Origin of the sequence: Bizionia myxarmorum (assembly GCF_008086205.1) — a bacterium.
Classification (GTDB): Bacteria; Bacteroidota; Bacteroidia; order Flavobacteriales; family Flavobacteriaceae; genus Algorimicrobium; species Algorimicrobium myxarmorum.
Genome location: NZ_VSKK01000006.1, coordinates 1 through 25551, shown reverse-complemented (window position 1 = coordinate 25551; position 25551 = coordinate 1). Strand labels below are relative to the sequence as shown.

Below are 25551 nucleotides of genomic sequence, written 5' to 3'. Positions count from 1 at the left end.
ATTTCAGTATGTATTCTTTTTTTAATCCTACTCCTATTTATCAGAATCTAGCAAAAGTCTGGTGTTTTTGGAATAAATGAGTTGTTGAAAATATTTGGTGCTTCACTTTTTATTTTTCTAATTACCATGTAAACAATTGGATTTATAATTGCTTTTGCATTTGGTAATATTGAACGAAACTTCAATCAGCAAACCCTTATTTTGTCTGTGTTTTCAAATCTATTAGATGACTTTATATATGGTAGTTTTTTTTTGGTATATTATTATTATCAGCAAAATATTAAAAAACAGAAGCTTCTAAATATTTATAACCAAGCACTTTCAGAAAGTAAAATCAATCAAATTAAAACCCAACTTAACCCTCATTTTCTCTTTAATAATCTGAATGTTTTGGATCTACTGATATATGAAGATAAAAACAAAGCATCTTATTTTTTGAATGAATTTGCAGATATTTACAGATATGTTTTGCAAGCAACAGATAAGAAATTTATTACTATTGAAGAAGAGTCCATTTTTGCTGAACACTATTTCAAATTGATTCAGCATAAATATGGAAACGCCTATCAATTAGTTATTGAAAACCATAATAGCGATGGCTTTATCATACCGCTTACCCTCCAATTATTAATTGAAAATGCCGTTCAACATAATATAGGAACTTCAAAAAAACCCGTTTATATTCGCATTTACATAGACAAAAACATCAAGATAACAAACAATTGTATTGCCAAACGAAATGTAAAACAAACTTCAGGCAGAGCCTTAAATAACTTACATGAGCAATATAAATTTTTAACCAAGAATGTTATTGAAATTCAAAACACTGATAGCACATTTTCTGTAACCATTCCTAAAATTAATATATTAAGCCCGTGATACAAATACTCATTATTGAAGACGAAATCCCTGCAAGAAAGAAGTTAAATAGATTTCTAGAAGCATTAGACAGCAAAACCGAAGTTGTTGCAGAGATTGATACTGTAGTAGGAGCGATTGAATTTCTTAATCATACCCATGTAGATGTGATTTTTTCAGATATTGAATTGTTAGACGGTAATGCTTTTGAAATTTATAGGAGGGTTCAAGTGTCTTGCCCTATTATTTTCACAACTGCGTATGATCAGTTTTTAATGAATGCCTTTGAAAGCAACGGTATTGCCTATTTATTAAAACCATTTTCTCAAGAACGTTTTCAAGCAGCTTGGGATAAGTTTCTGCTATTTCGAAATTCCTCTTATAAAGAACATGAACAACTGAACAATCTTACAAAACTTATTCAACAGAACTTCAAAAAAAAAGTTTTTAAAAAACGCTTTTCTATTAACACGCATCAAGGAATTTACTTTATTGACGCCGAAAACATTACTTTTTTTGAAGCCTGTGAGAGTGTTATTTTTGCGTTTGATATAACAGGCAAGAAACATTTACTTAATTAACTCACTTAAAAACAGATAGAACAACAGGTAAATCCTGTGTATTTTTTCAGAATAAACCGCAGTACAATCATAAATAAACAACACGTAGAAAAAATAGAGCGTTACACAAAAAACAGTTTAGCTATAAAAATAAAAGCTGGTAAAAACTACCTTAAAACCAGTCAAAGTCATACGAGCTCTTTTCGCGAATGGATCGAAAAGTAAGAGTTATTGTATAATATTAGGTATCAGAAATTGCTTGCTGTTGTCTACTATTTTAAAGACTTGCCGTTTTCCAGTTCGGTTTAGGCTAGCAAAATTAACATTCCTATGGTATTAATTTTTAAAATAGTCAGCATTCATTTTACCGCGAAGGGTGTTGGCAATATTCCAGAGTAGGGTTTGTAGATGTTGGGTTTGTAGTTGTTGGGTTAGTTCGGTCATGTAGTTTTTACATTGAAAGCTTAAAAACAGGATTATTATTGATTTTACGCTAATTAGAACGGCATTTTGTCGGCATTTGTAATAACCAGCAATTTATAAACAAATACTACCCTTAATTTTAGTTGTAAAATAAAATTATAAAGTTTTATTCGCGATCTATCAATTTTAAAAATTTCAGAATCTCTTTTCTTAATGAATCCCGTAAAACCACAAGCAAAAAACCTTAAATTATAAATCTAAAATCGTGTTCACTCTATCCAGCACTTTTAAATGGTTACAAATTATCAAAACAATGTAATAGCTAAAGTCAGCATTCACTTAAGTACATAAACATTTTAAAACATCATCCCCACTCCTATTCAGTCTCTGAATAATTTTATGTAATTTTATATATTGGCGTAATTCATCATTTGCATTAGGACTCATAATGAACGTTCCCAACATTTTTAAAACGCCATTTTTAGATACAGTTACCGTTTTTAAAGTTAAATTAATGGCAAAGGCTCAAACCATAGGTCCAAAATATCTATCCGTGTAAGCGCTTATTTAGATCATCATAAAAGGACGGGCTATTTTAAAAATACAAGGTGAAGACATTGCTCTAATAGTTAGCCATACCAGCATGATACCGGTCGGCCTAGAACATTTTTTAGAAATTATAAAAGATACTGAAGCGATACACATTATGTCCGTTTCTAATTTAATAACTTTGCTGGCTGAATAACATAAAAATTCTACCCAAATAATTACTTTATAAAATTTCAATTATGCGTACTCAATTTTATATCATTTCTACTATTTCATTATTAGTATCTCTCGCGCTAGGCATGTTTTTAAATTCCAGTTGGTATGTGCTTTTTGCTCTTGTGCTAGGCTTTACTATTTTGGGCTATTACGATGTGTTTCAAACGAAACATACCATCATGAGAAATTATCCTGTATTAGGTAGACTGCGCTTTGTTTTAGAAGATCTGCGACCAAAAATGTACCAGTATTTCATTGAATCGGATATTGATGGGCGTCCATTTAACCGTGTAGATCGTTCTACGGTGTACCAAAGAGCAAAAGGTGTGCGTGATACCATTCCTTTTGGAACACAATTAGATGTGTATGCCGAAGGTTATGAATGGATTTGCCACTCTATTGCACCCAAGGAATTTGATACTTTAGATAGTGATCCGCGGATACTGATTGGTAATAAGGATTGTAAGCAGCCATATTCTGCTAGTATATTGAATATTTCAGCTATGAGTTTTGGATCTCTAAGTTCGGCTGCTGTTGAAGCTTTAAATGCCGGTGCTAAAATTGGAAACTTTGCACATAACACCGGAGAAGGTGGTTTGAGTGATTATCATTTAATGCATGGGGGCGATATCATTTGGCAAATTGGAACGGGTTATTTTGGCTGTCGCACGGAAGACGGGAAGTTCAATCCGGAGCTCTTTGCCGAAAAGTCCAAACATCCGCATGTAAAAATGATTGAACTTAAAATTTCACAAGGTGCCAAACCTGGACACGGTGGTATATTACCAGCAGAAAAAAATTCGGAAGAAATTGCTAGAATTCGTCACATTCAACCACACACTAAGGTTATATCTCCTCCCTATCATTCTGCTTTTGATACGCCAATGGCCATGGTAAAATTCATTCAAGAATTACGGGTTTTATCTGGAGGAAAACCTGTTGGATTTAAATTATGTATTGGTTATAAAAGTGAATTTATTTCCATTTGTCAGGCTATGGTAGAACTGGACATTTATCCAGACTATATTGCCGTAGATGGTGGTGAAGGTGGAACTGGAGCGGCACCACCTGAATTTAGTAATTATGTGGGTGCCCCTTTAATTGACGGTTTAGATTTTGTTCATAATATTCTGGTTGGCATGGGAATTAGACAACATATTAAAATTATTGCTTCAGGTAAAATTTCATCTGCTTTTCATATTGCACGCGCCGTTGCTTTGGGTGCGGATGCATGTTATCAGGCCCGCGCCATGATGTTATCATTAGGATGTATTCAAGCGCTACTTTGTAACACCAACAAATGCCCTACCGGTATTACCACGCAAGATCCAAAATTAACGAAAGGTTTGGTTCCTGAAGATAAAAAAGTCCGCGTTGCTAAATATCACGAATTAACTATTAAAAACTTTGTGGAGCTTTTAGGCGCTACTGGTTTAGATGAAACGAAAAACTTAACTCGTATGCACATTTATCGTCGTATTTCCTTTAATGATATGATTACGTATGAAGAGCTTTTCCCCTCTATAAAACCTGGATCTATGGTTAATGGCGAAATCCCAGAGAAATATAAACTGGATTTCCTATTTGCTGATAAAACACGTTGGGGCATTCATCCATAAAGGGCTTTTGATGTCGTTTAATTTTGGTTTATAATAAGAAATTACCTGTTTGAACTTAAATTTGAATACGCTGAAATTTCAAAAAATATGAAATATCAAATCTTAAAAGAAGACATACTATTTGATGATTTCTTCCAAATAAAAAAGGCGAAAATTACTCACGACTTATTTAACGGTGATACGGTAGACGTGGAACGGTTTTGTTTTGAAAGAGGGGATTCTGTAGCTATTCTACTTTATGAAAAAGACACGGATTCTTTACTGTTTACCAAGCAATTCAGATATCCAACCATTAAAGAAACCGATGGTTGGATATTGGAATTAACCGCAGGTTCTATAGAACCTAACGAAGAACCCGAACATAGAGTACTTAAGGAAGTTGAAGAAGAAATTGGTTATCAGGTAAACAACATTGAATTTATAAGTTCCTTTTTTGTTTCCCCTGGTGGAACTTCTGAACGTATTTTTCTTTATTATTCCGAAGTTACTGCTTCTAACAAGGTTTTTGAAGGTAGCGGCATGATAAACGAAAAAGAAGATATTCAGTTAGTTAAAATAAAAACGCAAGAAGTGTTTGATTTGACTAAAAAGAATCACTTTCAAGATGCTAAAACCCTAATTGGTATTCAGTGGTTTATGGCGAATAAAATTTCATAAAAAATAAATTTATTCATAAGAAAAACTAACAAAAAAGCTTCACCCAAAAGGTAGAGCTTTCAATTAGTACCTATTCAAAATATTATTTAATTACCAATTTCTTAATAGTTCTAGCATTTCGGCCATTCAATTCTAAAATATAAATACCAGAATTCAGATCCAAGAACATGTCTGATCCACCTAATTGAAGTGTTTTTTGCATAATAAGTTTTCCGTCTATGCTGTAAACATTCATTTGATTAAATACCGTATTATTAGATAGATTAAATTGACCATCTGTTGGATTCGGATAAATCATTATAGTAGCTAATTGTTGTTCATCTACACTTAAAAAACTACAATTTACAGGATCAAAAGTTACCAATCCTAAATTAGCATCATCGGTTTGATGAAAAATAACGGCTTCCGCATCCGCAAGCGTGTTGGGTAAATTACTTTCATCCCAACAGTTATTCATAGCCATCACGGGATTAGGCGTGTTATTGTAAAGCGCATAGGTAAGACCTCCGTTTCCATTTTCAGAAAAAACATTCTGCCCTGGATTCGCGGCTCCATCTCCTAAATTGATGGAGGCCTGGCCGATTAACGTAATTCCCCAAAGATTGCCACTAATTGTGTTTCCGCTAGCAATAACTTCCATTCCTGCAGCAGACGTATTTAATGAAATGCCACTTCCACCCACGTTTGGACTACCTTGAGTATCATTGTTTTCAATGACATTATTTCTAATATAAGCAAATGAGTTATTCCCCACGATGGTTAATCCGTAGCGGTGGTCTATTATAATATTGTCATCAATTATGGCGTTAATGGTTCCGCCCACAAAATTTGATATGGCAATACCGCCTACTTTGTCCAAAGTACGATCGCCTTTAATCGTGTTTTGTATAATTTGAATCGGGTTTGCAGCCATAGTCGTTCCCATATTTATTTGCGGTCGGTTGGAATTTGCAATGTTATTACCCTCTATATAATTATTAAATATATAAGGTGAAACCGCACTATTAGCACCCGAACTAATGGCGGGCGTTTGATTAAATGTGATGGTATTATTGGTAATTTGAGCCATGCCTCGGGACAAAGTAATAACACCACTAGATGCCACACCAGAACCATTATTGGTAATTATACAGTTATTGATAGTAAACGTTTCTGTAAGCACGCGCAAACCACCACCATATTCTATGGTCGCATTTTGAATGTTGATATCTGAAAATTCTTCAAATCGAAAGCCATCAAAGGGAGCCGCTGGATCAATAGCGGTAAAAACAACGTTTGTGGCATTTACAATAAAAGTTCCAAATACGGTAATGCGTATGTCTTCTCCTATTTCTAAAGTGACATCTGAATCTATCAAAAACGTATCTGATGCCGAAATAGTCAGCGCATCCGTAAGCGTATAGGTAGTTCCGGAAACTGAAATTGTAGCCGGACTCGCTGTCACCAAATCATTTAAAGTAAATACCGTTCCTGTATTGGGTGTGGTATAGCCTTGTGCCGATACCATGCTTATAATACCGATGGTGGCAATAAAATTTAGAAGTAGTTGTTTCATAATGGGTTGGTTTTAATTTTCTTAAATTTAGAAAATATTGCTGGGAATTACTATTAAAACTGTTTATTGTATCCTGATAGTATTTTTTATAAAGGCCATAACTGACATGGAAACAGCTTGTTTTAAATTTTAGGAATTAGTAAATTATAGTTTTAAACGTATTAGGATACCATGAGCCGTTATTGAATTTTATGTACCTTTATCATGAGAATCATTTTAAATTATTAGGATAAAATATCATGTGGTTTTATGAAAATGTCAATCCTAAATGCTTACTAAAAATCTATTATCATGCAAGCTCCAAATCGCCCTATTAAAATACAGCAAGAACTCGTAAATAGCATTATACATGGCTTCGGAATAATTTTCGGAATTGTAGGCATTCCTATCCTGATAGCATTTGCCATAAAAAGCGATAACACGCCTGGGGTTATTGGTGCCGCCATTTACGGATTTTGCTTTTTGCAACTTTTCACCTCTTCCACACTCTACCACGGTTTTCAGCATGCCGAGGCTAAACGGGTTTTTGAAATCCTGGATCACATTAGTATTTATTTCCTGATAGCTGGCACCTATACCCCGTTTCTATTGATTTATATGAACAATAGTTTTGGTATTTCACTACTGACGGTGCTTTGGAGTATGACCGCTATTGGCATTATTTTTAAAATATTCTTTACGGGTAAATGGAATATTATTTCTACCCTAGCTTATATAGCCATGGGAGGCATTATGCTTGTTGGCGGACGTACGTTCTTTTCCGCCATTCCCTTTGGCGTTATGGTCATGATTCTTATTGGCAGTGTTCTTTACCTTTTAGGTGTTATTTTTTACCTTTGGGAAAAATATCCCTACAACCATGCTGTATGGCATTTCTTTGTTTTGGCAGCGGCAGTTTGCCATTATGTGGCCATATTAATGGCGGTGTAAAGGCATTTTTTCTGAATATAATTTACGGGTTTTCTACTTTTATTATTTATACTCCTAATAATTATGGTTTCCAAAATATGTGAAATCAAAAAACCCAATTAGATTTACTAGTTGGGTTTTTGTTTAATTTGATTCAATTAATTATTCTCTTTTGAAATATTATAACTCAAAATCTAATCCACTCGTGGTATTACCAAAAATGGAATTATAGCATGAAATCCCATTTTCTTTATAATGGGTTCTTTAATGATATTTTCCACAAAACTATGCTTATAGTTAATCATAGTAAGGATATTCATTTTATTTTCGGTAATAAAACTGGTTATTGCTTGTTCTTTTTTACCTGAATTTGGCATCCAGTTAAAATGATGGTCATAATTCTTAAAATAGGTTTTTAGCATCAGAAAATTAGCATTCTGATTGTCGTTTAACGTTTCCTTTTTCTTAATATGCAGTATTTCAATTTTCGATTTGTGCAGATCTGCTAGATGCTTAATTGCTTTTAATTCTTCACCAAAGAATCTATTAAAATCCGTAGGAAAAACAATGTTGCTTGGTGTTTCAAATTCAAAATTACTTGGCACTAATAAAATAGGCCGAAGTCTCATTTTATTAATAACCGTAACGGTATTACTTCCAAAAAGAAATTCTTGCGTTCCTGTGACACCTTTTGTGCCCATAACTACGAGGTTTATGTCGTGTTTAGCAATAGCAAATTCTATGGAGTCCATTAAAGAACCCATACCGAAAATAGTTTCAAATGTATGATCTCTATCTTTGCTCTCTAATTCAGCACGCTCTTGGAGTTCTACGAGTTTTTCTTTTGCTTGAATTTTAAGCGGCTCTATATAACTCTCCGAAATGTGTGTTCTGGCACCCGAATTTAAAAAGGTCCAGGCATGTGAAAAATAAAACGTGCAAGACTCTTGAGCATATAAATTTAAAGCGTAAACAGCGGCACTCCATGCATTAGCTGAAAAATCAGTAGGTAATAAAATGTGATGTCTCATAATATTTTAAATTTGGTATTCTCTGACAAAATTAAAGATTCAATTTCAAGTATAAGATGACTTTAATCAGTTTAAACATGGAATAACCAAAAATGGAAGCGTTGGCTGAAACCCTAATTTTTTAATTACAGGTTCATTCATAATACTTTCTATAAAACTATGCTGATAATTTATCATAACCAGCATATCCATATCAAACTGATCAATAAAATCTTTGATACCCTGTTCTATTTTTCCGTGATTTGGCATCCAATGAAATGTATGTGGGTATTTTTCTAAAGAAATTTTAAGTTGATCTAAATTATAATCTTGCGCTTCTGTAATGTCATCTTCCTTATTTACATGAACCACCGTAATTGTTGAATTGTAAAGTTTCGATACGTCCTTTAATGGCTTTAATTCATCACCATAATTACGGTTGAAATCGGTTGGAAACGCAATTTGTTTGGGTTCTCTAAATTCATAATCATCTGGAATGGCTAAAACAGGACAGGTTTTTAAGCTTTTCATGGTGTTAATGGTATTACTTCCAAAAACAATTCCCTTGGCTTTGGTAGTACCTTTTGTACCCATAATAACCATATTAATTTCTTGCTGTTCTGCAACGCCTTCCATAGCATCTTTTAAATCGAAAGTGCTTAAAATAATTTCGAACCTGTGATTTTCAAGTTTATTAATGCTTTCTGCTTTTTGCTTTAAGCTAGTAAGATCATTCAAGGCATTTTCAGATATAACACGGGACAATTTACTAGACATGTTAGTCATAGAAGACGCTTTTAATTTAGATGAATGCAAAAAGTAAAACGTGCAAGGTTCTGATTCATATAATTTTAATGCATATAAGGCCGCAGTCCAAGCATTGTCTGAAAAATCGGTGGGTAAAAGAATGTTTTTTCTCATGTAGTATATCTTAAATTAATAGGGTAAGTTAAAGATCATAATTTTCTATTTCTATGATAAAAATCATTTGTTGCATGTATTGAACAAAATAAGGGATTTCAATAAAAAAGACAAATTATAATGTAAAGCACCTAATATATTGAATATATTTTAAATTTATCTATATCTTCTGTTAAGACCTGTTTTATGACTGATGATATGTTATTGAAAATTTTTAAATACGCTAAAAAACTATCCAAAAAACTTGGCCTTAATATAACGTGCATTCATTTCGGCAATACTGCTAATGGAAATTTCTGCTGGACATTCCATCTCGCAAGCTGCCGTAAACGTGCAACTACCAAAATTTTCCAGTTCCATTTGTGTGGTCATTTCCAATAAGCGTTTATGCCCTTCTGGTTGACCTTGTGGTAATTTGTTCAGGTGATTTATCTTTGCTGAAACAAATAAGGCCGCCGAGGCATTTTTGCATGTTGCTACACAAGCGCCGCAGCCTATACAAGCCGCAACATCCATGGAGGAATCCGCTACTTCCTTGGGAATTAAAATAGCATTGGCTTCTGCTGCCGTTCCCGTTTTTGCGGTAATATAGGCGCCTTGTTCTATAATTCTATCAAATGCAGACCGATCTACCACCAAATCTTTTACAATAGGAAATGCGCCTGCTCGCCACGGTTCTACCACAATGGTATCGCCATCTTTAAAGCTGCGCATGTGCACTTGGCAAGTGGCCATATTATCATGCGGGCCATGTGCGCGGCCATTTATAAAAACGCCGCAAGAACCACAAATACCTTCCCGACAATCGGATTCAAAAGCAATCACTTTTTCGTTTTTTAAAACCAGTGATTCATTCAGAAAATCCAAAGCTTCTAAAAAGGACATGTCTTCTGAAAGTCCATCTATTTCATATGATTTGAGTGCTCCTTTTGCATCGGATTGTTCTTGTCTCCAAATTTTAAATGTTACTTTCATGATTTTGTGTTATTTATAACTTCTAACGGTTGGCTTCACATATTCAAATTCCAACATTTCTTTGTGTAATTTAAAATCACCTGCATGGTATTCCCAAACAGAAACAAAGTTGAAATCGGCATCATTACGAACAGCTTCCCCATCTTCCGTTTGATATTCTTCTCTGAAATGGGCACCACAAGATTCGTCGCGTTGCAAAGCATCTGTGCACATCAGAATCGCTAATTCTATAAAATCCGCCAAACGCAGCGCTTTTTCTAATTCAGGATTCATTTCGGTATCAGTTCCCGTGACTTTTATATCGTTCCAAAATTGTTCTTTAATTTCCTTTATTTGAAGAATGGCAAGTTCAAGACCTTGCTTATTTCGGCTCATGGCACATTCTTGCCACATGACTTTACCTAATTCCCGATGAAAATCGTCGGTTGTTCTATTGCCGTTAATGTGTAATATTTTTTTGATGTGCGCTTTGACTTCATTCTCCACATGCGCAAATTCGGGATGTTCAACTCCTGGATGCTTCTCGCCTATTTCGCCTTCCAAATAATTATTAATGGTATTTGGTAAAATAAAATAACCATCAATACTAGTTTGTAGTAAGGAATTAGCGCCTAAACGATTAGCCCCATGATCCGAATAATTGCATTCGCCTATAGCATATAAGCCTAGAATAGTGGTCATTAGTTCATAATCCACCCACAATCCGCCCATAGAGAAATGCGCTGCTGGCGAAATTTTCATGGGTTCTTGATAAGCATTTATGCCTGTTATTTTTTCATACATGGTAAACAGATTCCCATATTTATCTTCAATAGCCGCTTTCCCTAATTTAGTGATGGCATGTTTAAAATCGAGATACACGGCATTTTTTAGTTGCCCCACACCATGACCTGCATCAATGCGTTCTTTTGCCGCTCGGGATGCAATATCTCGAGGTGCCAAATTTCCAAAACTTGGATAGCGCCTTTCTAAATAATAATCGCGTTCATCTTCTGGAATGTCTATAGGTTTTCTTTTATCATCTTTTTTCTTCGGTACCCATATTCGCCCGTCATTACGCAAAGATTCCGACATTAAGGTCAGTTTTGATTGGGCATCACTGGTTTGTGGCAAAGCCGTTGGATGAATTTGCGTAAAACTAGGTGCGGCAAAAAAAGCACCGCGTTTATGCGCCTTCCAAATAGCGCTTCCATTACAATTAATGGCCAAAGTGGACAATCTGAATACGCGAGAATAACCACCTGTTGCTAAAACAACCGCGTCAGCAGCAAAGCGTTTGATTTGGCCCGTTGAAAGTTCACGGACAATGACGCCTTTAGCTTTCCCGTTAATCACCACAATATCCAAAACTTCATGTCTGGGTAACATGGCCACTTTTTTAGCCCGAATCATTTTGGATAATTGCGAATAGGCTGCCAATAACAACTGTTGACCCGTTTGACCACGAGCATAAAAAGTACGCTGCACTTGTACGCCGCCAAAACTTCGGTTTGCCAAAACACCTCCATATTCCCGAGCAAAAGGAACTCCTTGTTGCACGAAATGGTCAATTAATGGCGCTGATAATTCTGCTAATCGGTAGGTATTGGCTTCACGGCTTCTAAAATCGCCACCTTTTAAAGTATCATAAAACATGCGCCAAACGCTATCACCATCATGCTGATAATTCTTTGCCGCATTTATGCCACCTTGAGCCGCCACGGAATGTGCACGTCGTGCTGAATCTTGATAGCAAAAACATTGAACTTGGTAGCCGAGTTCTGCCAAAGTCGCCGCCGCTCCAGCACCCGCTAATCCAGAACCAACCACAATAATATTGAGGTTCTTTTTATTGGCCGGATTGATTAATCGGGATTCTGATTGATAATTACGCCACTTATCTTCTAATTTCCCTTCTGGTATTTTTGAATTTAATGTCATGTTTTTCTATTTGAAGTAAACGATTATAGGAATAATCCCGAAGCCGACGCTTAAAATAAGAGCATAAATTAGAGAGATTTTAGCCAAAACGCTCAATCCCTTTTTATGATAAAAACCCAATGTTTTAAAAGCCGATTTGAGACCATGGTGCAAATGAAATCCGAGTGGCAACATTAAAATGGAATAAAAAAGCACGTAATATGGATTGTGAAATAATGTAAACGTGACTTCATAAACATCGATGTTTCCGGCCATATCTGTACCAACAGTTTCACCAATTCCTAATTTCACTCTAGCCCAAAAATTGACCAGATGAATAATTATAAAAATCAAAATAAGCATGCCTAAAACACCCATATTTTGAGACGCCCAAGAACTGTTTTCTTTATTATGATTTATTGTATTTTGAACACCTTTAGAATTGCGGTTTTTATAGGTGATAATTCCCGCATAAACCACATGAAAAATAATAGAAAGATAAAGCAAATAGGCAACTATAGAAATCAGCATACTTTCTCTTAAAGTAGTGGAATAGGCATTATATAAACTTCTGGCTGTGGCTTCTGGAAATACTAAAATGATATTGGCAGATACATGAACCATCAGAAAAATACACAGGAATAATCCCGTAGCGGCGACGATACTTTTTCTAAAAAACAGATTCATAATTCGGCATTTTATTCATGTTAGAAACTTTGATATTCACTTTAAAATAGTAGCGACAAATTAAAAAATAATTTACTATAATTCTCTTGAAATTATGTTGAAACCCTTTAAAGATTAACGAATATAAAGCTTTTCTAAACGAAATTGGTTTTGCTGAAATTTATAACATACTTCCATGGTATTTAAAACTTGCCTAGATAATTCTCAAAAGCACTAATTCCGTATTCATATAATTGTGATTTCGCTTCATGATAATTTCAGTATCTTGTAGCTTTGTTGAAAACACCATATTTTAAACACTTTAAACACCTATAAATGATAAACAAAACCATTAAAGCAACTGTTTTATGCAGTATTGTTCTATTTGCAAGTTGTAAAGATGACACTAAAAAACCTGATAAAATAATGAGTGAAAATATACTTACTCAAGAATGGACGGGCCCTTATGAAGGCGTTCCAGCTTTTGATAAAATGTCTGTAGATTCCATTAAAACGGCGGTATTAGAAGGCATGAAATTGCATCTTGCTGAAATTGATAGCATTGCTAATAACACCGAAGCTCCTACTTTTGAAAACACGATTGTAGCTATGGAAAGCGCTGGTAAAACGCTTGATCGTGTGTTTGCCTATTACGGCATTATGGGTAGCAATGTATCGTCTCCTGAATTTAGAGATGTACAAGCCGAATTGGCACCAAAGCTATCAGAATATAGCTCTAAAATTTCGCAAAACGAAAAATTATTCCAACGCATCAAATCGGTTTATGATGCCTCTCAAACAGCACCTTTAGAGCCACAAGCGCAACGTGTAGTTGATTTAACGTATAAGCAATTTGAAATGAATGGCGCCAATTTGGATGCTGATCAGAAAAAGCGTTATGCCGCAATTAATAAAGAATTGTCTACGCTTTATAACGATTTCGCCAATAACGTGCTGCATGATGAAGAAAACTATATCACCTATTTAAATGAAGATCAAATTGGTGGTTTGGCTGACGGCTTTGTGAAATCGGCCGCCAAAATAGCCACAGATAAAAAAGAAGACGGAAAATATGCTATTACCAATACCCGATCCTCTATTGATCCATTCCTTACCTACTCGACTGAACGCGAGCTGCGCAAGCAAGTTTGGGAAAATTATTATTCCAGAGGTGATAATGGTGATAAATTTGATAACAATAAAATTATTGCCGAAATTTTAAAACTTCGTAAAGAGCGCGTCGGTTTAATGGGTTATGACAATTATGCGGAATGGCGTTTGCAAGATCGTATGGCGAAAACACCCGAAAACGCTATGGATTTAATGCTTAAAGTTTGGCCAGCAGCTATAGCACGTGTTAAAGAAGAAGTTGCCGATATGCAAACGGTAGCAAATGAATTGGGCGATAACATTACCATTGAACCGTGGGATTACCGCTATTATGCTGAAAAGGTTAGAAAGAAAAAATATGATTTGGATAGTGATGAAGTGAAGCAATATTTACAATTAGACAAACTAACGGAAGCCATGTTTTTTACCGCTGGCGAATTGTTTAATTTCAAATTCACACCCGTTGCAGAAGGTTCTGTTCCGGTATTTCATGAAGATGTCAAGGTTTGGGAAGTAACGGACAAAGATTCTGGTAAACATATTGGTTTATGGTATTTAGATCCTTATGCGCGTGAAGGCAAACGTTCTGGAGCTTGGGCTACAACTTATAGAAGTGCAACTTCTTTTGAAGGTGAAACGAATGTATTGGCATCTAACAATTCCAACTTTGTAAAACCGGCACCAGGAGAAGCTGTTCTCGTTTCTTGGGATGATGCAACGACGTTTTTTCATGAATTTGGACATGCGCTGCACTTCTTTTCTGCAGATGTGAAATATCCGACTTTAAATGGTGGTGTTAGAGATTACACGGAGTTTCAATCGCAATTATTAGAACGTTGGTTATCCACGGATAAAGTTATTAATCAGTTTTTAGTGCATTATAAAACGGGAGAACCCATTCCTGCAGAGTTGGTTAAAAAAATCAAGAAAGCATCGACCTTTAATCAAGGATTTGGAACCACTGAATATTTAGCATCTGCTTTAATTGATATGAAATTACATTTAGCAGATCCTACAGATATAGACATTGATACATTTGAACGTGAAACGCTTGACGAATTAGGTATGCCTAAAGAATTGCCAATGCGTCATAGAACGCCTCAATTTGGACATGTGTTTTCTGGTGAAGGTTACGCCACCGCTTACTATGGTTATATGTGGGCAGATGTTTTAACAGCTGATGCTTCTGAAGCTTTCAGAGATGCACCCGATGGTTTTTATGATAAAGCCATGGCCGATAAATTAGTAAAATATTTATTTGCACCACGTAATGCTATGGATCCAGCTGAAGCCTATAGAAAATTTAGAGGACGCGATGCGAAGATTGAAGCCTTGATGCGCGATCGTGGTTTTCCGGTACCGAAGGGATAAATTGATTTATCTTCAAATTACATGAATTTAATTACAACGAGGGACAAGTCGCAACTTGTCCCTCGTTTTTTATTATAGAAAATAATCCAAGTTTGGAATGTTAATGTTATTCCAATTTCTAATACAGTTTAATTTTTTTTTATTATACTGTATCAACTATGAAACGAATCATACTATTAATTTTATTGATAAGCTCTATGAACGATTACGCACAGGTACAATTTCCAAATGCTCTTGAAAAGGAAGTAAAAACCGCATTAGATTTTTATCCGGCACTGCGTGATGTTGCTATTGAAATTAAGTTTAAGAAAAACATTAAGAAATCCACCATGCAGGCCCAACCTAAATTTGGGAGTTTCTTTAAACCCAAAGAATATCGGGAATATGTCATTTTAATTAGTGAGAAATTTAAGATTTCAGATAAAGAGTTTTCTACTAAAGATATTCCGTCAGATATTTTAATTGGATGGATTGGTCATGAATTAGGCCACATTATGGATTATCAAAATCGCAGTAATTTGAATTTGATATGGTTTGGACTTAAATATGTCTTGTCAGATAAGCATATTGTAGAAGCCGAACGCGCTGCCGATACTTTTGCGGTATCTCATGGTATGGAATCCTATATCTTGAAAACTAAAGATTTTATTCTGAACAATGCTGAAATAACCCCTTCTTATAAAATGCGTATTGTAAAATACTATTTATCACCAGAAGAAATAATGGATATTGTTAACAAACGGGATGGTGAAGTGCCCGAATCGGCTACTTCTGTGAATTAACAAAATCTTCCCAAACTTGAAATTTTTCTTCATTCATAACCCGTTCCATTTTAACTTGTCCACCTTTTTTCTTGCTGGCCGCACTCCATTCGTGAAATACTGCGGGTGGAATTAATTGAACGCGAACACCTTTTAAGGCTTTGCTCCTAGCGACTTCATAATTGTGATTGGCTTCCTTTAAAAATCCATCAAGTGCTTGAGCAATGTCTTCAGAATCTAAATTGTCTTCATTTCCAATATACCAGCAATGGTAAAATTCACCATCCTCGCAACGCTTGGCGCAAATAGTATATTCTGGTATTTTAGTTGAAAATTTTTCTTCTAACTTCTGCATGGCATCGTCCATTTTATTTACAGACAATTGCGATCCTACCGTATTTAGAAAAAACTTGGTGCGACCTGTTATTTTAATTTCAGCACGCTCCACATCTGTAAAAGCTACGGTATCGCCAATTTCATAGCGCCACGCGCCACTTACCGTACTAATTAACAACACATAATCTTGATTTAATTGCACATCTTTTAAAGATACCGAAGGCGCATCAGTAACCAATGAACCATCTTCTCTTATATACTCCGGTTTAAACGGTACAAATTCAAAATAAATACCATTATCCGTAACCAATTGCATGGCATCCGTTTCTGGTCTGGCTTGAAATGCCATAAAACCTTCAGAGGCCAAATAGGTATCAATAATCGTAATTGGGTGACCTAATAGGGCATTAAAACTCTTTTCATACGGACTAAAAGCAACGCCTCCAGAGGTGAAAACTTGAAGATTTGGCCAAATTTCATGAATGTGATTTAAGTCATGATGGGCAATTACTTTTTGTAACATTAATTCAATCCAAGATGGAATACCACTTAAAGCGCCAATATCCCAATTGCGGGCATTTTCGGCAATATGTTGAACGCGCTCATCCCAATCATCAATTTTCGCAATTTCTTCACCTGGCTTATAATAACTACGAAACCAAAACGGGATATTACTAGCTGTAATTCCGCTAATTTCTCCTTCTAAATGCTCATTATTTTTTTGTAAATTGGTAGAACTGCCAAGCATCATGATTTCTTTTTCAAAAAAATCAGCTTCAAAATTAAAATGCGTCAAAGCCAAAACCTGATTAATTCCCGCTTGTTTTATAGCTTCAATCATTTCATCAGTCACCGGAATACGTTTACTACTCGTTCCTGTTGTTCCAGAACTTAAGGCGAAATATTTTGGATGTCCCGGCCAAGTCAGATTTTCGGCACCATCTTGAAGGCGATGCCACCACTCTTTATTTATTTTATTATAATCGAAATAAGGTACTTCCTCTGAAAAGGCTTTTGCTACGTTATCTGCTTCTAAAATATTTTCAAAATTGTAATGTAGTCCGAATTCAGTGTCTTTGGCTTTATCTAACAATTTTTTCAAAACTTCCTGTTGTGCTTCAACTGGATTTAGTTCAGATGAGAAAGAATCCGTAATATCAATAACGCCTTTAATAATATTTCCGAGTATAGCCATAATATGAAATCAGAGGTTTTTTAAATAATATTTCCACCGCAAATTAGAATAAAGTTCATAAAGTGAAAACCAAATTAACATAATAATTTTAAAATCTCAAAATTCCATTATTCTTTCTTTCCTTATAAATTACGTACCTTATGCTATCATTTTAAACCTGTAATTATGAAAACTTTATTTTTAGTATCAGCCATCATTTGTATGTCTTCGGCTATGGGTCAGTCCAAAATTCCATCTGCTGAAAGTCAAATTAATACAAGCCTTTTAGCTTGTCCAGAAATGTATCAAGAACATGCCAAGGTTTTAGGTTATAACCAGAAAGGCGAACTTATTACCTTACGTGAAGGAACAAACGAAATCATCTGTTTGTCAGATAATCCCAATAAAGACGGCATAAGCGTATCGTGTTATAGCGATAAGTTAGAAGCGTATATGGCCAGAGGTCGGGAACTGCTTGCTGAAGGAAAAACGGAATTAGAAAAACGTGAGATTCGTAAACAAGAAATTGATGCCGGAACCTTGTCAATGACTAAAGTACCAGCCGCCGTTTATGTATTGACTGCTGCACAAGACGATCTTGATTTTGAAACGGGCGCGCTTAAAAACAGTAATATTCGTTATGTGTTATACAAACCTTATATGACGGCTGCAGAAACCGGATTGCCAACCCAACCAGGATTGCCAGGCATGCCTTGGTTAATGGATGCTGATACACACCGATCTCATGTTATGATTAGTCCGCCAAAAGCAAAATAATAATTACTGAAAACTTTTAGAAAGCGGATTTTAAAAAATGTTTCTTTTATTGACACTTCTTAATTTTATGAATATGTCATTTCATGTATTGAAAGGATTCTTACATTAGCGAAACTTAAATACCTGTTTTAATAGTAATTTTTATACACTTATTTTTCGCTTCCTATCTTGTGCAATGAATAAATTTTACAGTTTTTTTTACGTCTTTCTGGCTTTAGTATTTTCTTGTAATTCCAGTTTTAATCAGGCTAATCTATTTAACGAAAAATCTGATGTAAAGAATGAGATAGCTATTGTTGAAATGCCCCAAATGAATGGGGATTTAAAAGCAAATAGTTCCGAAAACTTAAAACTGATTTCTTGGAATAACCGCCATTTAGGACGAACCAAATCAGCTGAAACGCTTTATGACATTGCATCTATTTTAAGAGATTATGACATCGTTGCTATTCAAGAAGTTGTGGCTAAAGATCCCGCTGGCGCACAGGCCGTAGCTAAAATTGCGGATGAATTAAATAGAATGGGTTCAAAATGGGATTACCAAATTAGTAATCCCACTAAAAGCCCATCCGTTTACATGAGCGAACGCTATGCTTTTCTTTGGAAAACGGCCAAAGTCAATATAGTTGGGCGCGCTTATTTGGACGCCCATTTGGAAGAACTTTGCTATCGTGAACCTTTTGTTGCCACTTTTAAATTGAAGGGTAAATCAGATCCATTCTATGTCGTAAATTACCATTCCCGAAAGTTTAATGATAATCCGCATGAAGAAATTATACATTTTATTGATTTTCCCGAACGTTTAAATTCTAATCGGATTTTAATTGCGGGCGATTTCAATTTGAATGAAAAACATGCCGTTTGGAAACCATTTTATAAAAAAGGCTTTAAAAGCGCTTTGGAAAATGAGCGCACCACATTAAAAACGATTTGCAAACATGGTGATTACCGGAGCCATGCCATCGATAATATTTATTTTACGTCTGACATTGAGAAATTACAAGCAAAACCAATCGATTTTGTTGGTAACTGTGAAAATCTAGAAGTAGCCCGAAAAATTTCAGACCATTTGCCCGTTTTACTAGAATTCAAACTTAAATAATAATAATAATAATAATAATAGATTCTTTTGAACAAAAAAACTGAACGCACCATAGGGTTGTTCAGTTTTTTTGATTTAAGATTATTTATTCTATTCTTAATTTTTCAGAATACGCATAGTATGTTCAATTCCTTCAGAAACTAATTTAATAATATAAGCTCCAGAAGCTAATTCCGATACATCAAGTTGCAAATTATTAGAATGGCTGTTTTTTGCAAGCACTTCTTGACCTAATACATTGTAGATTTTTACAGAAGATATTGATGATTTATAATTTATATGCAACACATCATGTGCTGGAACTGGATAAACAGATAAGGCATTCAACTGAAAAGTATCCACGCTTAAAGGTGCTATACTTAATGTAAAATCTAAAGCTTGTCCATAACTAGCATAACTACCTTGTCCAAAAGCATCAAATGTAATTCCGCAAGCATTTACATCCGCAGGAGAATCTTCATCCGTATAGGTTTTCGTAATTCTAATGCGCGTTGTTCCTAAAACCGCATCTGTAGGTACGGTGATATCTAATGTTACAGATACGCCATCGGTTCCGTCTGTATCGCTAAGAGGTCCAAGTTCGTAAATTTCACCCGCATCATCTAAAGTATCGTTCTGATTCCAATCAATAAAAGCTACAATATTAGTATCAAAAGGTCCAGCTGTATTTCCTTCTACAACTAAAGCGTAGGTTTCACCTGCCGCTACATTAACAACTGTAGTAGTTTCATCAATTAAAACAGTAGCTATGTCCGTATTGGTAATACTTGTTCCTGCAAATGTAACGGCAGTAATTTCTTCAACAGACACATCTGCTGCATCTGCAATATCACAATAAGGTTCTGGGAAATTTACAATAGGCATTGGCTCTATATCTAAAGTAAAATCTAGAGCTTGACCAAATCCTGGATAAAATCCTTGTCCAAAAGCATCAAATGTAATTCCGCAGGCATCTATTTCTGCCGGAGAATCTTCATCTGTATAGGTTTTTGTAATTCTGATACGTGTTAATCCTATAACAGCATCAGCAGGCACCGTAATATCTAGTGTAACCGATACGCCGTCGGTTCCATCGGAATTGGTAAGTGTACCAACTTCGTAAATTTCACCGGCATCATCTAAGGTATTGTTATTATTCCAATCTATAAACGCTACAATATTGGTATCAAATGGTCCATAAGTATTGCCTTCTACAACTAAAGCGTAGGTTTCACCTGCCGCTACATTAGCAACAGTAGCCGTTTCATTGATTAAAACAGTATCTATATCTGTATTGGTAATACTTGTTCCCCCAAAAGTAACTACAGTAATTTCTTCAACAGATACATCGGCAACATCTGTAATATTGCAATAGGGATTTGGAAAAGTTTGGGCTTGCATACCAAAAGTAAGCAATACTAAAGCTAAAGTAATTTTTTTCATATTTATATGGGTTTGTTTAACTACCAAGTTATAAAATTTAATTGGAAAGCTATCATAAAATATGGAGTCCTGTGAAAATAAGAGTATTGCCAAAGTTTTTTTAATATTTGAGACGTGTTAAAGATTTTTCGTTTTATGACTTGGAATCACTATTGATTTAATGCTGTGGAAATCCTTTCAAATAGTGTTAAAATAAAAAAAGCGCACAGAATTCTGTACGCTTTAAAAAACTCACCCGTTTTTATCTCAATAAATAGCTATACAAACATAAGATGCCTTTATCATACTTCCTTACTGTTTCCCGTAAAGGCATGAAATAAATTTAAATTAGCCCTAAATCTTTTACTATGGCCACCAAATGAATGGCATTTTTAGCTTTAAATTGAATACGGAGTTTATTGAGTCGCTTTTCAATAGAACTTAAACTATTAGGCGACATATTTTTATCTTTACACAACTGACTGATTTGATCTTGGGACATGCCTAAAGACACATGCTTCAATAATAAAATATCATAATCATCTATCTCTAAATTCGCCTTTTTGTGAAGTGCTTGTGCCACGCCATCAGACACATAAATTTCATCATTATGAACTGCTAATATACCTTTATGTAAATCAATGAGTCCACGCCGTCCTTTACAAACATAGCCTTTAATGCCAAATTCATTTAACAATCGCTTTACAGCTTGAATACGATCTTCAATGGAATAAACCATTATTTTCAAGTCTGGGTACTTAAGGTGCAGCTCCTGAATAAGATCTTCGCCACCTTGATATTTTTGCTCGCGATGGTCCTTTTTAAAAGACAAATCCGTTATAAACAACTCAAAAGGTTCGCCATCTTGAGCTGCCTTTTGAATTCTTAAATGAGCATCGTCACAGTATTGAACTGAGGTGACGTTCGAAATCTGCAAACCGTCCAATACGGTTAGCATACCTAGATTAATACTGGTTAAATCGTCTGAAACTATTACTTTCTTAAACATCTTAAATTTGCATTAAGGCACTAAAGCCTTCGTTAATTTCCGATTTAAAAGTAATTGAACCATTTATAGTTTTTATACGGTTTTCCGCATTTTGCAAACCATTCTGTTTTTTAATCTCGCAACCTGAACCATTATCTTTATATTGAATGGCTAATTTTTGACCATTCTGAATAAAATCTAAAACGACCAAAGTTGCCGAACTGTGTTTTTTCATATTCGTCATTAATTCCTGAAGAACCCTATAAATAGCGACTTTATTAATTTTAGAAAAACTATCCCAATTGATTTTAGACAGGCCTTTTATAATAATATTGGTATCTTCACTTTGATAATTAGATATGAAATCGGCTAAGGTTTCACTGTAATTTGTATCCACATCAATATCATTATATTCACGAGAAATATTTCGTGTTTTTTCATAAACATCCTCCAAATCATCTAAAATAGCATTTCTATCAATGGTTTTTTGCTGTAATTTATTCATTAAATTATAAACATCATTCGCTACTTCATCATGTACTTTTTTTGAAATCCGCAATTCGGTATTATAAACTTCCAACTGCTTCTGCTTTTTATGGCGATGCCGAATAATAAAATACCATACCACGCCGATAAACAGAATTAAAATAGCCGTGTATCCATAAATTAATTTAAGGTTTTTTTCCTTTTCGGCTTGCAATAAATTATCATTTGCTATTTTTTCTTGTCCATCTAAATCATACTTTTTGGCAGCATATTTCCCTTCTTCCAAAAGATTTCCTCTTTTAATACTGTCCTGAAGATGCTTGTAAGCTAAAACATCCGCATCTTCCTTTAAACCTACTACATGACCCAAGGCTTCCGCAATAATGTGAGGGCTTTTATTAACGACAGCCAAACTATAGGCCTTTTGCGCATACATTTCAGCATTTTCCGTTTGGCCTTTAAATTTATAATAGTCAGACATGTCTAGATAACTGCCAATTATATCTATGGTTCTATTAAGTTCCTTTCGGATTTTCAAGGCTTGATTAAAATAATCTTCAGCATCTGGCCGGCCCAGTTTCCCTTTAACCATGCCGAAATTATGAAGAATGCGTGCTACTTCTTTTTGATCTAAAATGTTAGGGATTTCTTGATATAAGGATTCATAAACGGTAAGTGCCTGATCCAATTTGCCAGCTTTAATAAGCGCAAAACCAATATTATTTTTTAAAATAATTTGATGAGAGACATCTGTTACCAAAGCCAATGCTTTTTCATAATAATCTAGCGCTTTTTCAAAATCTAATAAATTGCGATAGATTATTCCTAAATGGTTATAGATACCAATTCGGCATTCCCGAGAAAAGTCTGTTTCCGGTAAGTTATCTACTAGTTTTAAAGCTTCGATAGCAGATTCTTCACTATCGTAATAAAAACCTAATTTATTTTGTATGATAGCAATTTGTCTCAGGTTGTAAATGGCTTGTTGGAAATTAGATGCTTTGAGATTCTCATCTTTAATTTTTCTAAAAAAGGCAAAAGCGGAAATATAATCATCCTTAGTCTGAGCTTCACTGAGCTTTAAGGTATAATATTTAGTACTATCATTAAGTTTCTCCTTTTTTTGAATAGGGTAGAAATTGGCAGCTTGCACAGAAAAACAAGTTATAAATAGTAGGAAAAGTAGCGGGTTTTTAAAAGTCATACAGGTTATAAACTAGAAATTCGCTTTAAAAAACATAGGATGTCTTTAGTCATGTTAGAAATAACATATATCATGAAATAATACTATTTATTTTAAGAGTTGCAAGTAAAATTGTTGTTAAATAAATCAATCAAAGCATGTTAATGCAATTATTGAAAGCCATGTTATACCTTTAAAAAACATGATTTGGCAATAATATTATGCGCCATTTTAACTTTTAATTCTAGGGCTTGCATTATGTTAATTTTTTCTAAATATATGAAAATAATAAAAGGTAGATTCCTTATAAATTCTATTTTTTAAATATTTAATTTATGGTCTTTTTTATTCATTTTTGATATAAAATAAGCATGACTGAAAATTAATTAATCTTTTAATTTTTAAGTCTTTCATTTTTATATTGGTCTTTCACTTGTACCATGAGCACATTCTCTAATAATTAGCTTTTTAACTGACAAAGACATAAGATTTTTAAAATCCGTTAACGCAAAAACCTTTGTCTGCACGGACTAAATTAAAGCGCTCCTAATAAAGGTGTATTGGAAATAGCATTTTTCAACATTATAAATACATACAAAGCACCTAATATGCATTTCATCGGACTTTTCATAACGTTGTTCGTTTAGTATCATAGAATTGGTAACAGCAAAAAGCAACACACTAGACGGAAATACACAAAACACTGATTAAATGATGGTTACCAAGATTTTAAGCCTCTAATTACATCAAAAATTAAATACAAAGAGTAATTTAACCGTTTACCGAATAAATTTCTTGACTGCATTTTCAAAGACTATTTTTGACCATCCCTCAATTTACATTCTTAATTAATAGCAAATTAAAGTTTACAGAGGTCATTTTTTTCTCAAGGAATGATTTAGGCACGCTTGATAATTAATTGTTGAAATTAACCATCATTATGAAAAAAATTACTTTCTATTCGCTATTACTAATTGTTCTTTCAGTAAGTATTATTGGTTTTGCAAAAACCTTGAGTACCGAAGCTTTTTCCACCAACTACAACAGCGATGCTTTTTCGAGTAATCCATTGCGGGACTATGTGTCTTTGAGACCGGGTTTTGAGGAGAGTCGGATAGCAACATGTAACAATATAACGGTCTATTTAGATGCCCTAGGAAACGCAAGCATCACACCTGTCGACATTGATGCTGCGAATACGGGTACAAATTTCGCATTGGATATTGATATTTTTGATTGCTCAAATATTGGTACACCAGTTATGGTTACTGTTACAGATAGTAGCGATCCTACCAACCCATGTATATCTACAGTAACAGTTGAGGATAATTTAGATCCTATTATAACACTTATTGGTGCTAACCCCCTAACTATTGAAGCTTGTGGTACGTACACTGAATTAAATGCAGTTGCAAAAGATAACTGCTCTGGCGATATTTCTACAAGTATCCTAATCGATGCATCAGCCGTTAATATGAATGTAGTTGGCTCTTATGTTGTAACATATAATGTAACAGATGCTCATACCAATGCGGCAGTTGAAGTTCAGCGTACAATAATTGTTGAAGATAATACGACTCCAACTATTACTTTAAATGGTGCTGCAACTATAACGGTTGAAGCTTGTGGTACATATACGGAATTAGGTGCAACGGCTAATGATGGTTGTTTAGCCCTTGGTGCTGTTATTATTGGTGGTGATACAGTCGATACCAATACCGTTGGTGTGTACACAATTACTTATAACATAAACGATGCGGAAGGAAATTCAGCTGCTCAAGTTATTAGAACAGTTACCGTTCAAGATACAACGGATCCAACTATTACTTTAAATGGTGCTGCAACTATAACGGTTGAAGCTTGTGGTACATATACGGAATTAGGTGCAACGGCTAATGATGGTTGTTTAGCCCTTGGCGCTGTTATTATTGGTGGTGATACAGTCGATACCAATACCGTTGGTGTCTACACAATTACTTATAACATAAACGATGCGGAAGGAAATTCAGCTGCTCAAGTTATTAGAACAGTTACCGTTCAGGATA

21 protein-coding genes are annotated in these 25551 nt (G+C 34.7%); 11 read left to right on the top strand and 10 right to left on the bottom strand.

Features of this window, described 5'->3' with window-relative positions; genetic code table 11:
• The first annotated feature begins 207 nt into the window (after positions 1 to 207).
• The 5 genes from ES674_RS14690 to ES674_RS14670 all read left to right on the top strand — a co-directional run bounded on the left by ES674_RS14690 (position 208) and on the right by ES674_RS14670 (position 4882).
• Positions 208 to 879, top strand: coding sequence for a sensor histidine kinase (locus ES674_RS14690; protein ID WP_170234027.1), 672 nt, complete (start codon positions 208 to 210; stop codon positions 877 to 879).
• Positions 876 to 1439, top strand: a complete 564-nt coding sequence (locus ES674_RS14685; protein ID WP_170234026.1) for a LytR/AlgR family response regulator transcription factor — start codon at positions 876 to 878, stop codon at positions 1437 to 1439. The genes ES674_RS14690 and ES674_RS14685 overlap by 4 nt, the downstream gene beginning before the upstream one ends.
• A gap of 15 nt (positions 1440 to 1454) precedes the next feature.
• Complete coding sequence (locus tag ES674_RS15795) at positions 1455 to 1643, top strand: LytTR family DNA-binding domain-containing protein (RefSeq protein ID WP_148405404.1); 189 nt, start codon at positions 1455 to 1457, stop codon at positions 1641 to 1643.
• Between the two features lie 986 nt (positions 1644 to 2629).
• Positions 2630 to 4225, top strand: a complete 1596-nt coding sequence (locus ES674_RS14675; RefSeq protein ID WP_148405294.1) for an FMN-binding glutamate synthase family protein — start codon at positions 2630 to 2632, stop codon at positions 4223 to 4225.
• Between the two features lie 87 nt (positions 4226 to 4312).
• A complete protein-coding gene (locus ES674_RS14670; protein WP_148405292.1) occupies positions 4313 to 4882 on the top strand; it encodes an NUDIX domain-containing protein in 570 nt (189 codons plus the stop codon).
• An 82-nt stretch (positions 4883 to 4964) separates the two neighbouring features.
• On the opposite strand, the gene ES674_RS14665 is transcribed toward ES674_RS14670, so the two are convergent.
• Positions 4965 to 6437 carry a T9SS type A sorting domain-containing protein gene (locus ES674_RS14665; RefSeq protein WP_148405289.1) on the bottom strand — a complete coding sequence of 491 codons (1473 nt, stop codon included), beginning with the start codon at positions 6435 to 6437 and terminating at the stop codon, positions 4965 to 4967.
• A gap of 291 nt (positions 6438 to 6728) precedes the next feature.
• On the opposite strand from ES674_RS14665, the gene trhA reads away from it, so the two are divergent.
• Positions 6729 to 7367: a PAQR family membrane homeostasis protein TrhA gene (trhA, locus tag ES674_RS14660; protein WP_148405287.1), complete on the top strand. Its 639-nt coding sequence runs from the start codon at positions 6729 to 6731 to the stop codon at positions 7365 to 7367.
• Between the two features lie 173 nt (positions 7368 to 7540).
• Here the strand turns inward: trhA and ES674_RS14655 are convergent, their stop codons facing one another.
• The 5 genes from ES674_RS14655 to ES674_RS14635 form a co-directional block, all read right to left on the bottom strand.
• Complete coding sequence (locus ES674_RS14655) at positions 7541 to 8377, bottom strand: universal stress protein (protein WP_148405285.1); 837 nt, start codon at positions 8375 to 8377, stop codon at positions 7541 to 7543.
• A gap of 66 nt (positions 8378 to 8443) precedes the next feature.
• On the bottom strand, positions 8444 to 9277 hold the full coding sequence (locus ES674_RS14650) for a universal stress protein (RefSeq protein ID WP_148405283.1): 834 nt from the start codon (positions 9275 to 9277) through the stop codon (positions 8444 to 8446).
• 231 nt (positions 9278 to 9508) lie between these two features.
• On the bottom strand, positions 9509 to 10252 hold the full coding sequence (locus tag ES674_RS14645) for a succinate dehydrogenase/fumarate reductase iron-sulfur subunit (RefSeq protein ID WP_148405281.1): 744 nt from the start codon (positions 10250 to 10252) through the stop codon (positions 9509 to 9511).
• 9 nt (positions 10253 to 10261) lie between these two features.
• On the bottom strand, positions 10262 to 12172 hold the full coding sequence (locus tag ES674_RS14640; protein ID WP_148405279.1) for a fumarate reductase/succinate dehydrogenase flavoprotein subunit: 1911 nt from the start codon (positions 12170 to 12172) through the stop codon (positions 10262 to 10264).
• Positions 12173 to 12178: 6 nt separating this feature from the next.
• Entirely contained in the window at positions 12179 to 12838 is a 660-nt protein-coding gene (locus tag ES674_RS14635) for a succinate dehydrogenase (RefSeq protein WP_148405277.1), read from the bottom strand.
• A 315-nt stretch (positions 12839 to 13153) separates the two neighbouring features.
• Between ES674_RS14635 and ES674_RS14630 the strand changes: the two genes are divergently transcribed.
• Both ES674_RS14630 and ES674_RS14625 read left to right on the top strand, forming a co-directional pair.
• Positions 13154 to 15298, top strand: a complete 2145-nt coding sequence (locus ES674_RS14630) for a M3 family metallopeptidase (RefSeq protein ID WP_148405275.1) — start codon at positions 13154 to 13156, stop codon at positions 15296 to 15298.
• 158 nt (positions 15299 to 15456) lie between these two features.
• A complete protein-coding gene (locus tag ES674_RS14625) occupies positions 15457 to 16080 on the top strand; it encodes a hypothetical protein (RefSeq protein WP_246126075.1) in 624 nt (207 codons plus the stop codon).
• Here ES674_RS14625 and ES674_RS14620 read toward each other — a convergent pair.
• Positions 16064 to 17590, bottom strand: coding sequence for a GH3 family domain-containing protein (locus tag ES674_RS14620; RefSeq protein ID WP_148405273.1), 1527 nt, complete (start codon positions 17588 to 17590; stop codon positions 16064 to 16066). The genes ES674_RS14625 and ES674_RS14620 overlap by 17 nt on opposite strands.
• Positions 17591 to 17755: 165 nt before the next feature.
• Between ES674_RS14620 and ES674_RS14615 the strand changes: the two genes are divergently transcribed.
• Positions 17756 to 18346: a hypothetical protein gene (locus ES674_RS14615; RefSeq protein ID WP_246126074.1), complete on the top strand. Its 591-nt coding sequence runs from the start codon at positions 17756 to 17758 to the stop codon at positions 18344 to 18346.
• 175 nt (positions 18347 to 18521) lie between these two features.
• Positions 18522 to 19448 (top strand): endonuclease/exonuclease/phosphatase family protein, encoded by a 927-nt coding sequence (locus tag ES674_RS14610; RefSeq protein WP_148405271.1) that lies wholly within the window; start codon positions 18522 to 18524, stop codon positions 19446 to 19448.
• Positions 19449 to 19544: 96 nt separating this feature from the next.
• Here ES674_RS14610 and ES674_RS15670 read toward each other — a convergent pair whose 3' ends face one another.
• The 3 genes from ES674_RS15670 to ES674_RS14590 all read right to left on the bottom strand — a co-directional run bounded on the left by ES674_RS15670 (position 19545) and on the right by ES674_RS14590 (position 23527).
• Entirely contained in the window at positions 19545 to 20870 is a 1326-nt protein-coding gene (locus tag ES674_RS15670) for a T9SS type A sorting domain-containing protein (RefSeq protein ID WP_246126073.1), read from the bottom strand.
• 322 nt (positions 20871 to 21192) lie between these two features.
• Complete coding sequence (locus ES674_RS14595; RefSeq protein ID WP_148405269.1) at positions 21193 to 21858, bottom strand: DUF5932 domain-containing protein; 666 nt, start codon at positions 21856 to 21858, stop codon at positions 21193 to 21195.
• A gap of 1 nt (position 21859) precedes the next feature.
• Positions 21860 to 23527, bottom strand: coding sequence for a tetratricopeptide repeat-containing sensor histidine kinase (locus ES674_RS14590; protein WP_148405267.1), 1668 nt, complete (start codon positions 23525 to 23527; stop codon positions 21860 to 21862).
• A 919-nt stretch (positions 23528 to 24446) separates the two neighbouring features.
• Between ES674_RS14590 and ES674_RS14585 the strand changes: the two genes are divergently transcribed.
• On the top strand, positions 24447 to 25551 hold a 1105-nt coding region (locus ES674_RS14585; RefSeq protein ID WP_148405265.1), incomplete at its 3' end, for an immunoglobulin-like domain-containing protein.

What these genes read in the sequence shown, in the direction of transcription:
- ES674_RS14675 (WP_148405294.1), top strand. Translation starts at nt 2,630, where the DNA reads ATGCGTACTCAATTTTATATCATTTCTACTATTTCATTATTAGTATCT.
- ES674_RS14670 (WP_148405292.1), top strand. Translation starts at nt 4,313, where the DNA reads ATGAAATATCAAATCTTAAAAGAAGACATACTATTTGATGATTTCTTC.
- ES674_RS14665 (WP_148405289.1), bottom strand. Translation starts at nt 6,437, where the DNA reads ATGAAACAACTACTTCTAAATTTTATTGCCACCATCGGTATTATAAGC.
- trhA (WP_148405287.1), top strand. Translation starts at nt 6,729, where the DNA reads ATGCAAGCTCCAAATCGCCCTATTAAAATACAGCAAGAACTCGTAAAT.
- ES674_RS14655 (WP_148405285.1), bottom strand. Translation starts at nt 8,377, where the DNA reads ATGAGACATCACATTTTATTACCTACTGATTTTTCAGCTAATGCATGG.
- ES674_RS14650 (WP_148405283.1), bottom strand. Translation starts at nt 9,277, where the DNA reads ATGAGAAAAAACATTCTTTTACCCACCGATTTTTCAGACAATGCTTGG.
- ES674_RS14645 (WP_148405281.1), bottom strand. Translation starts at nt 10,252, where the DNA reads ATGAAAGTAACATTTAAAATTTGGAGACAAGAACAATCCGATGCAAAA.
- ES674_RS14640 (WP_148405279.1), bottom strand. Translation starts at nt 12,172, where the DNA reads ATGACATTAAATTCAAAAATACCAGAAGGGAAATTAGAAGATAAGTGG.
- ES674_RS14635 (WP_148405277.1), bottom strand. Translation starts at nt 12,838, where the DNA reads ATGAATCTGTTTTTTAGAAAAAGTATCGTCGCCGCTACGGGATTATTC.
- ES674_RS14630 (WP_148405275.1), top strand. Translation starts at nt 13,154, where the DNA reads ATGATAAACAAAACCATTAAAGCAACTGTTTTATGCAGTATTGTTCTA.
- ES674_RS14625 (WP_246126075.1), top strand. Translation starts at nt 15,457, where the DNA reads ATGAAACGAATCATACTATTAATTTTATTGATAAGCTCTATGAACGAT.
- ES674_RS14620 (WP_148405273.1), bottom strand. Translation starts at nt 17,590, where the DNA reads ATGGCTATACTCGGAAATATTATTAAAGGCGTTATTGATATTACGGAT.
- ES674_RS14615 (WP_246126074.1), top strand. Translation starts at nt 17,756, where the DNA reads ATGAAAACTTTATTTTTAGTATCAGCCATCATTTGTATGTCTTCGGCT.
- ES674_RS14610 (WP_148405271.1), top strand. Translation starts at nt 18,522, where the DNA reads ATGAATAAATTTTACAGTTTTTTTTACGTCTTTCTGGCTTTAGTATTT.
- ES674_RS15670 (WP_246126073.1), bottom strand. Translation starts at nt 20,870, where the DNA reads ATGAAAAAAATTACTTTAGCTTTAGTATTGCTTACTTTTGGTATGCAA.
- ES674_RS14595 (WP_148405269.1), bottom strand. Translation starts at nt 21,858, where the DNA reads ATGTTTAAGAAAGTAATAGTTTCAGACGATTTAACCAGTATTAATCTA.
- ES674_RS14590 (WP_148405267.1), bottom strand. Translation starts at nt 23,527, where the DNA reads ATGACTTTTAAAAACCCGCTACTTTTCCTACTATTTATAACTTGTTTT.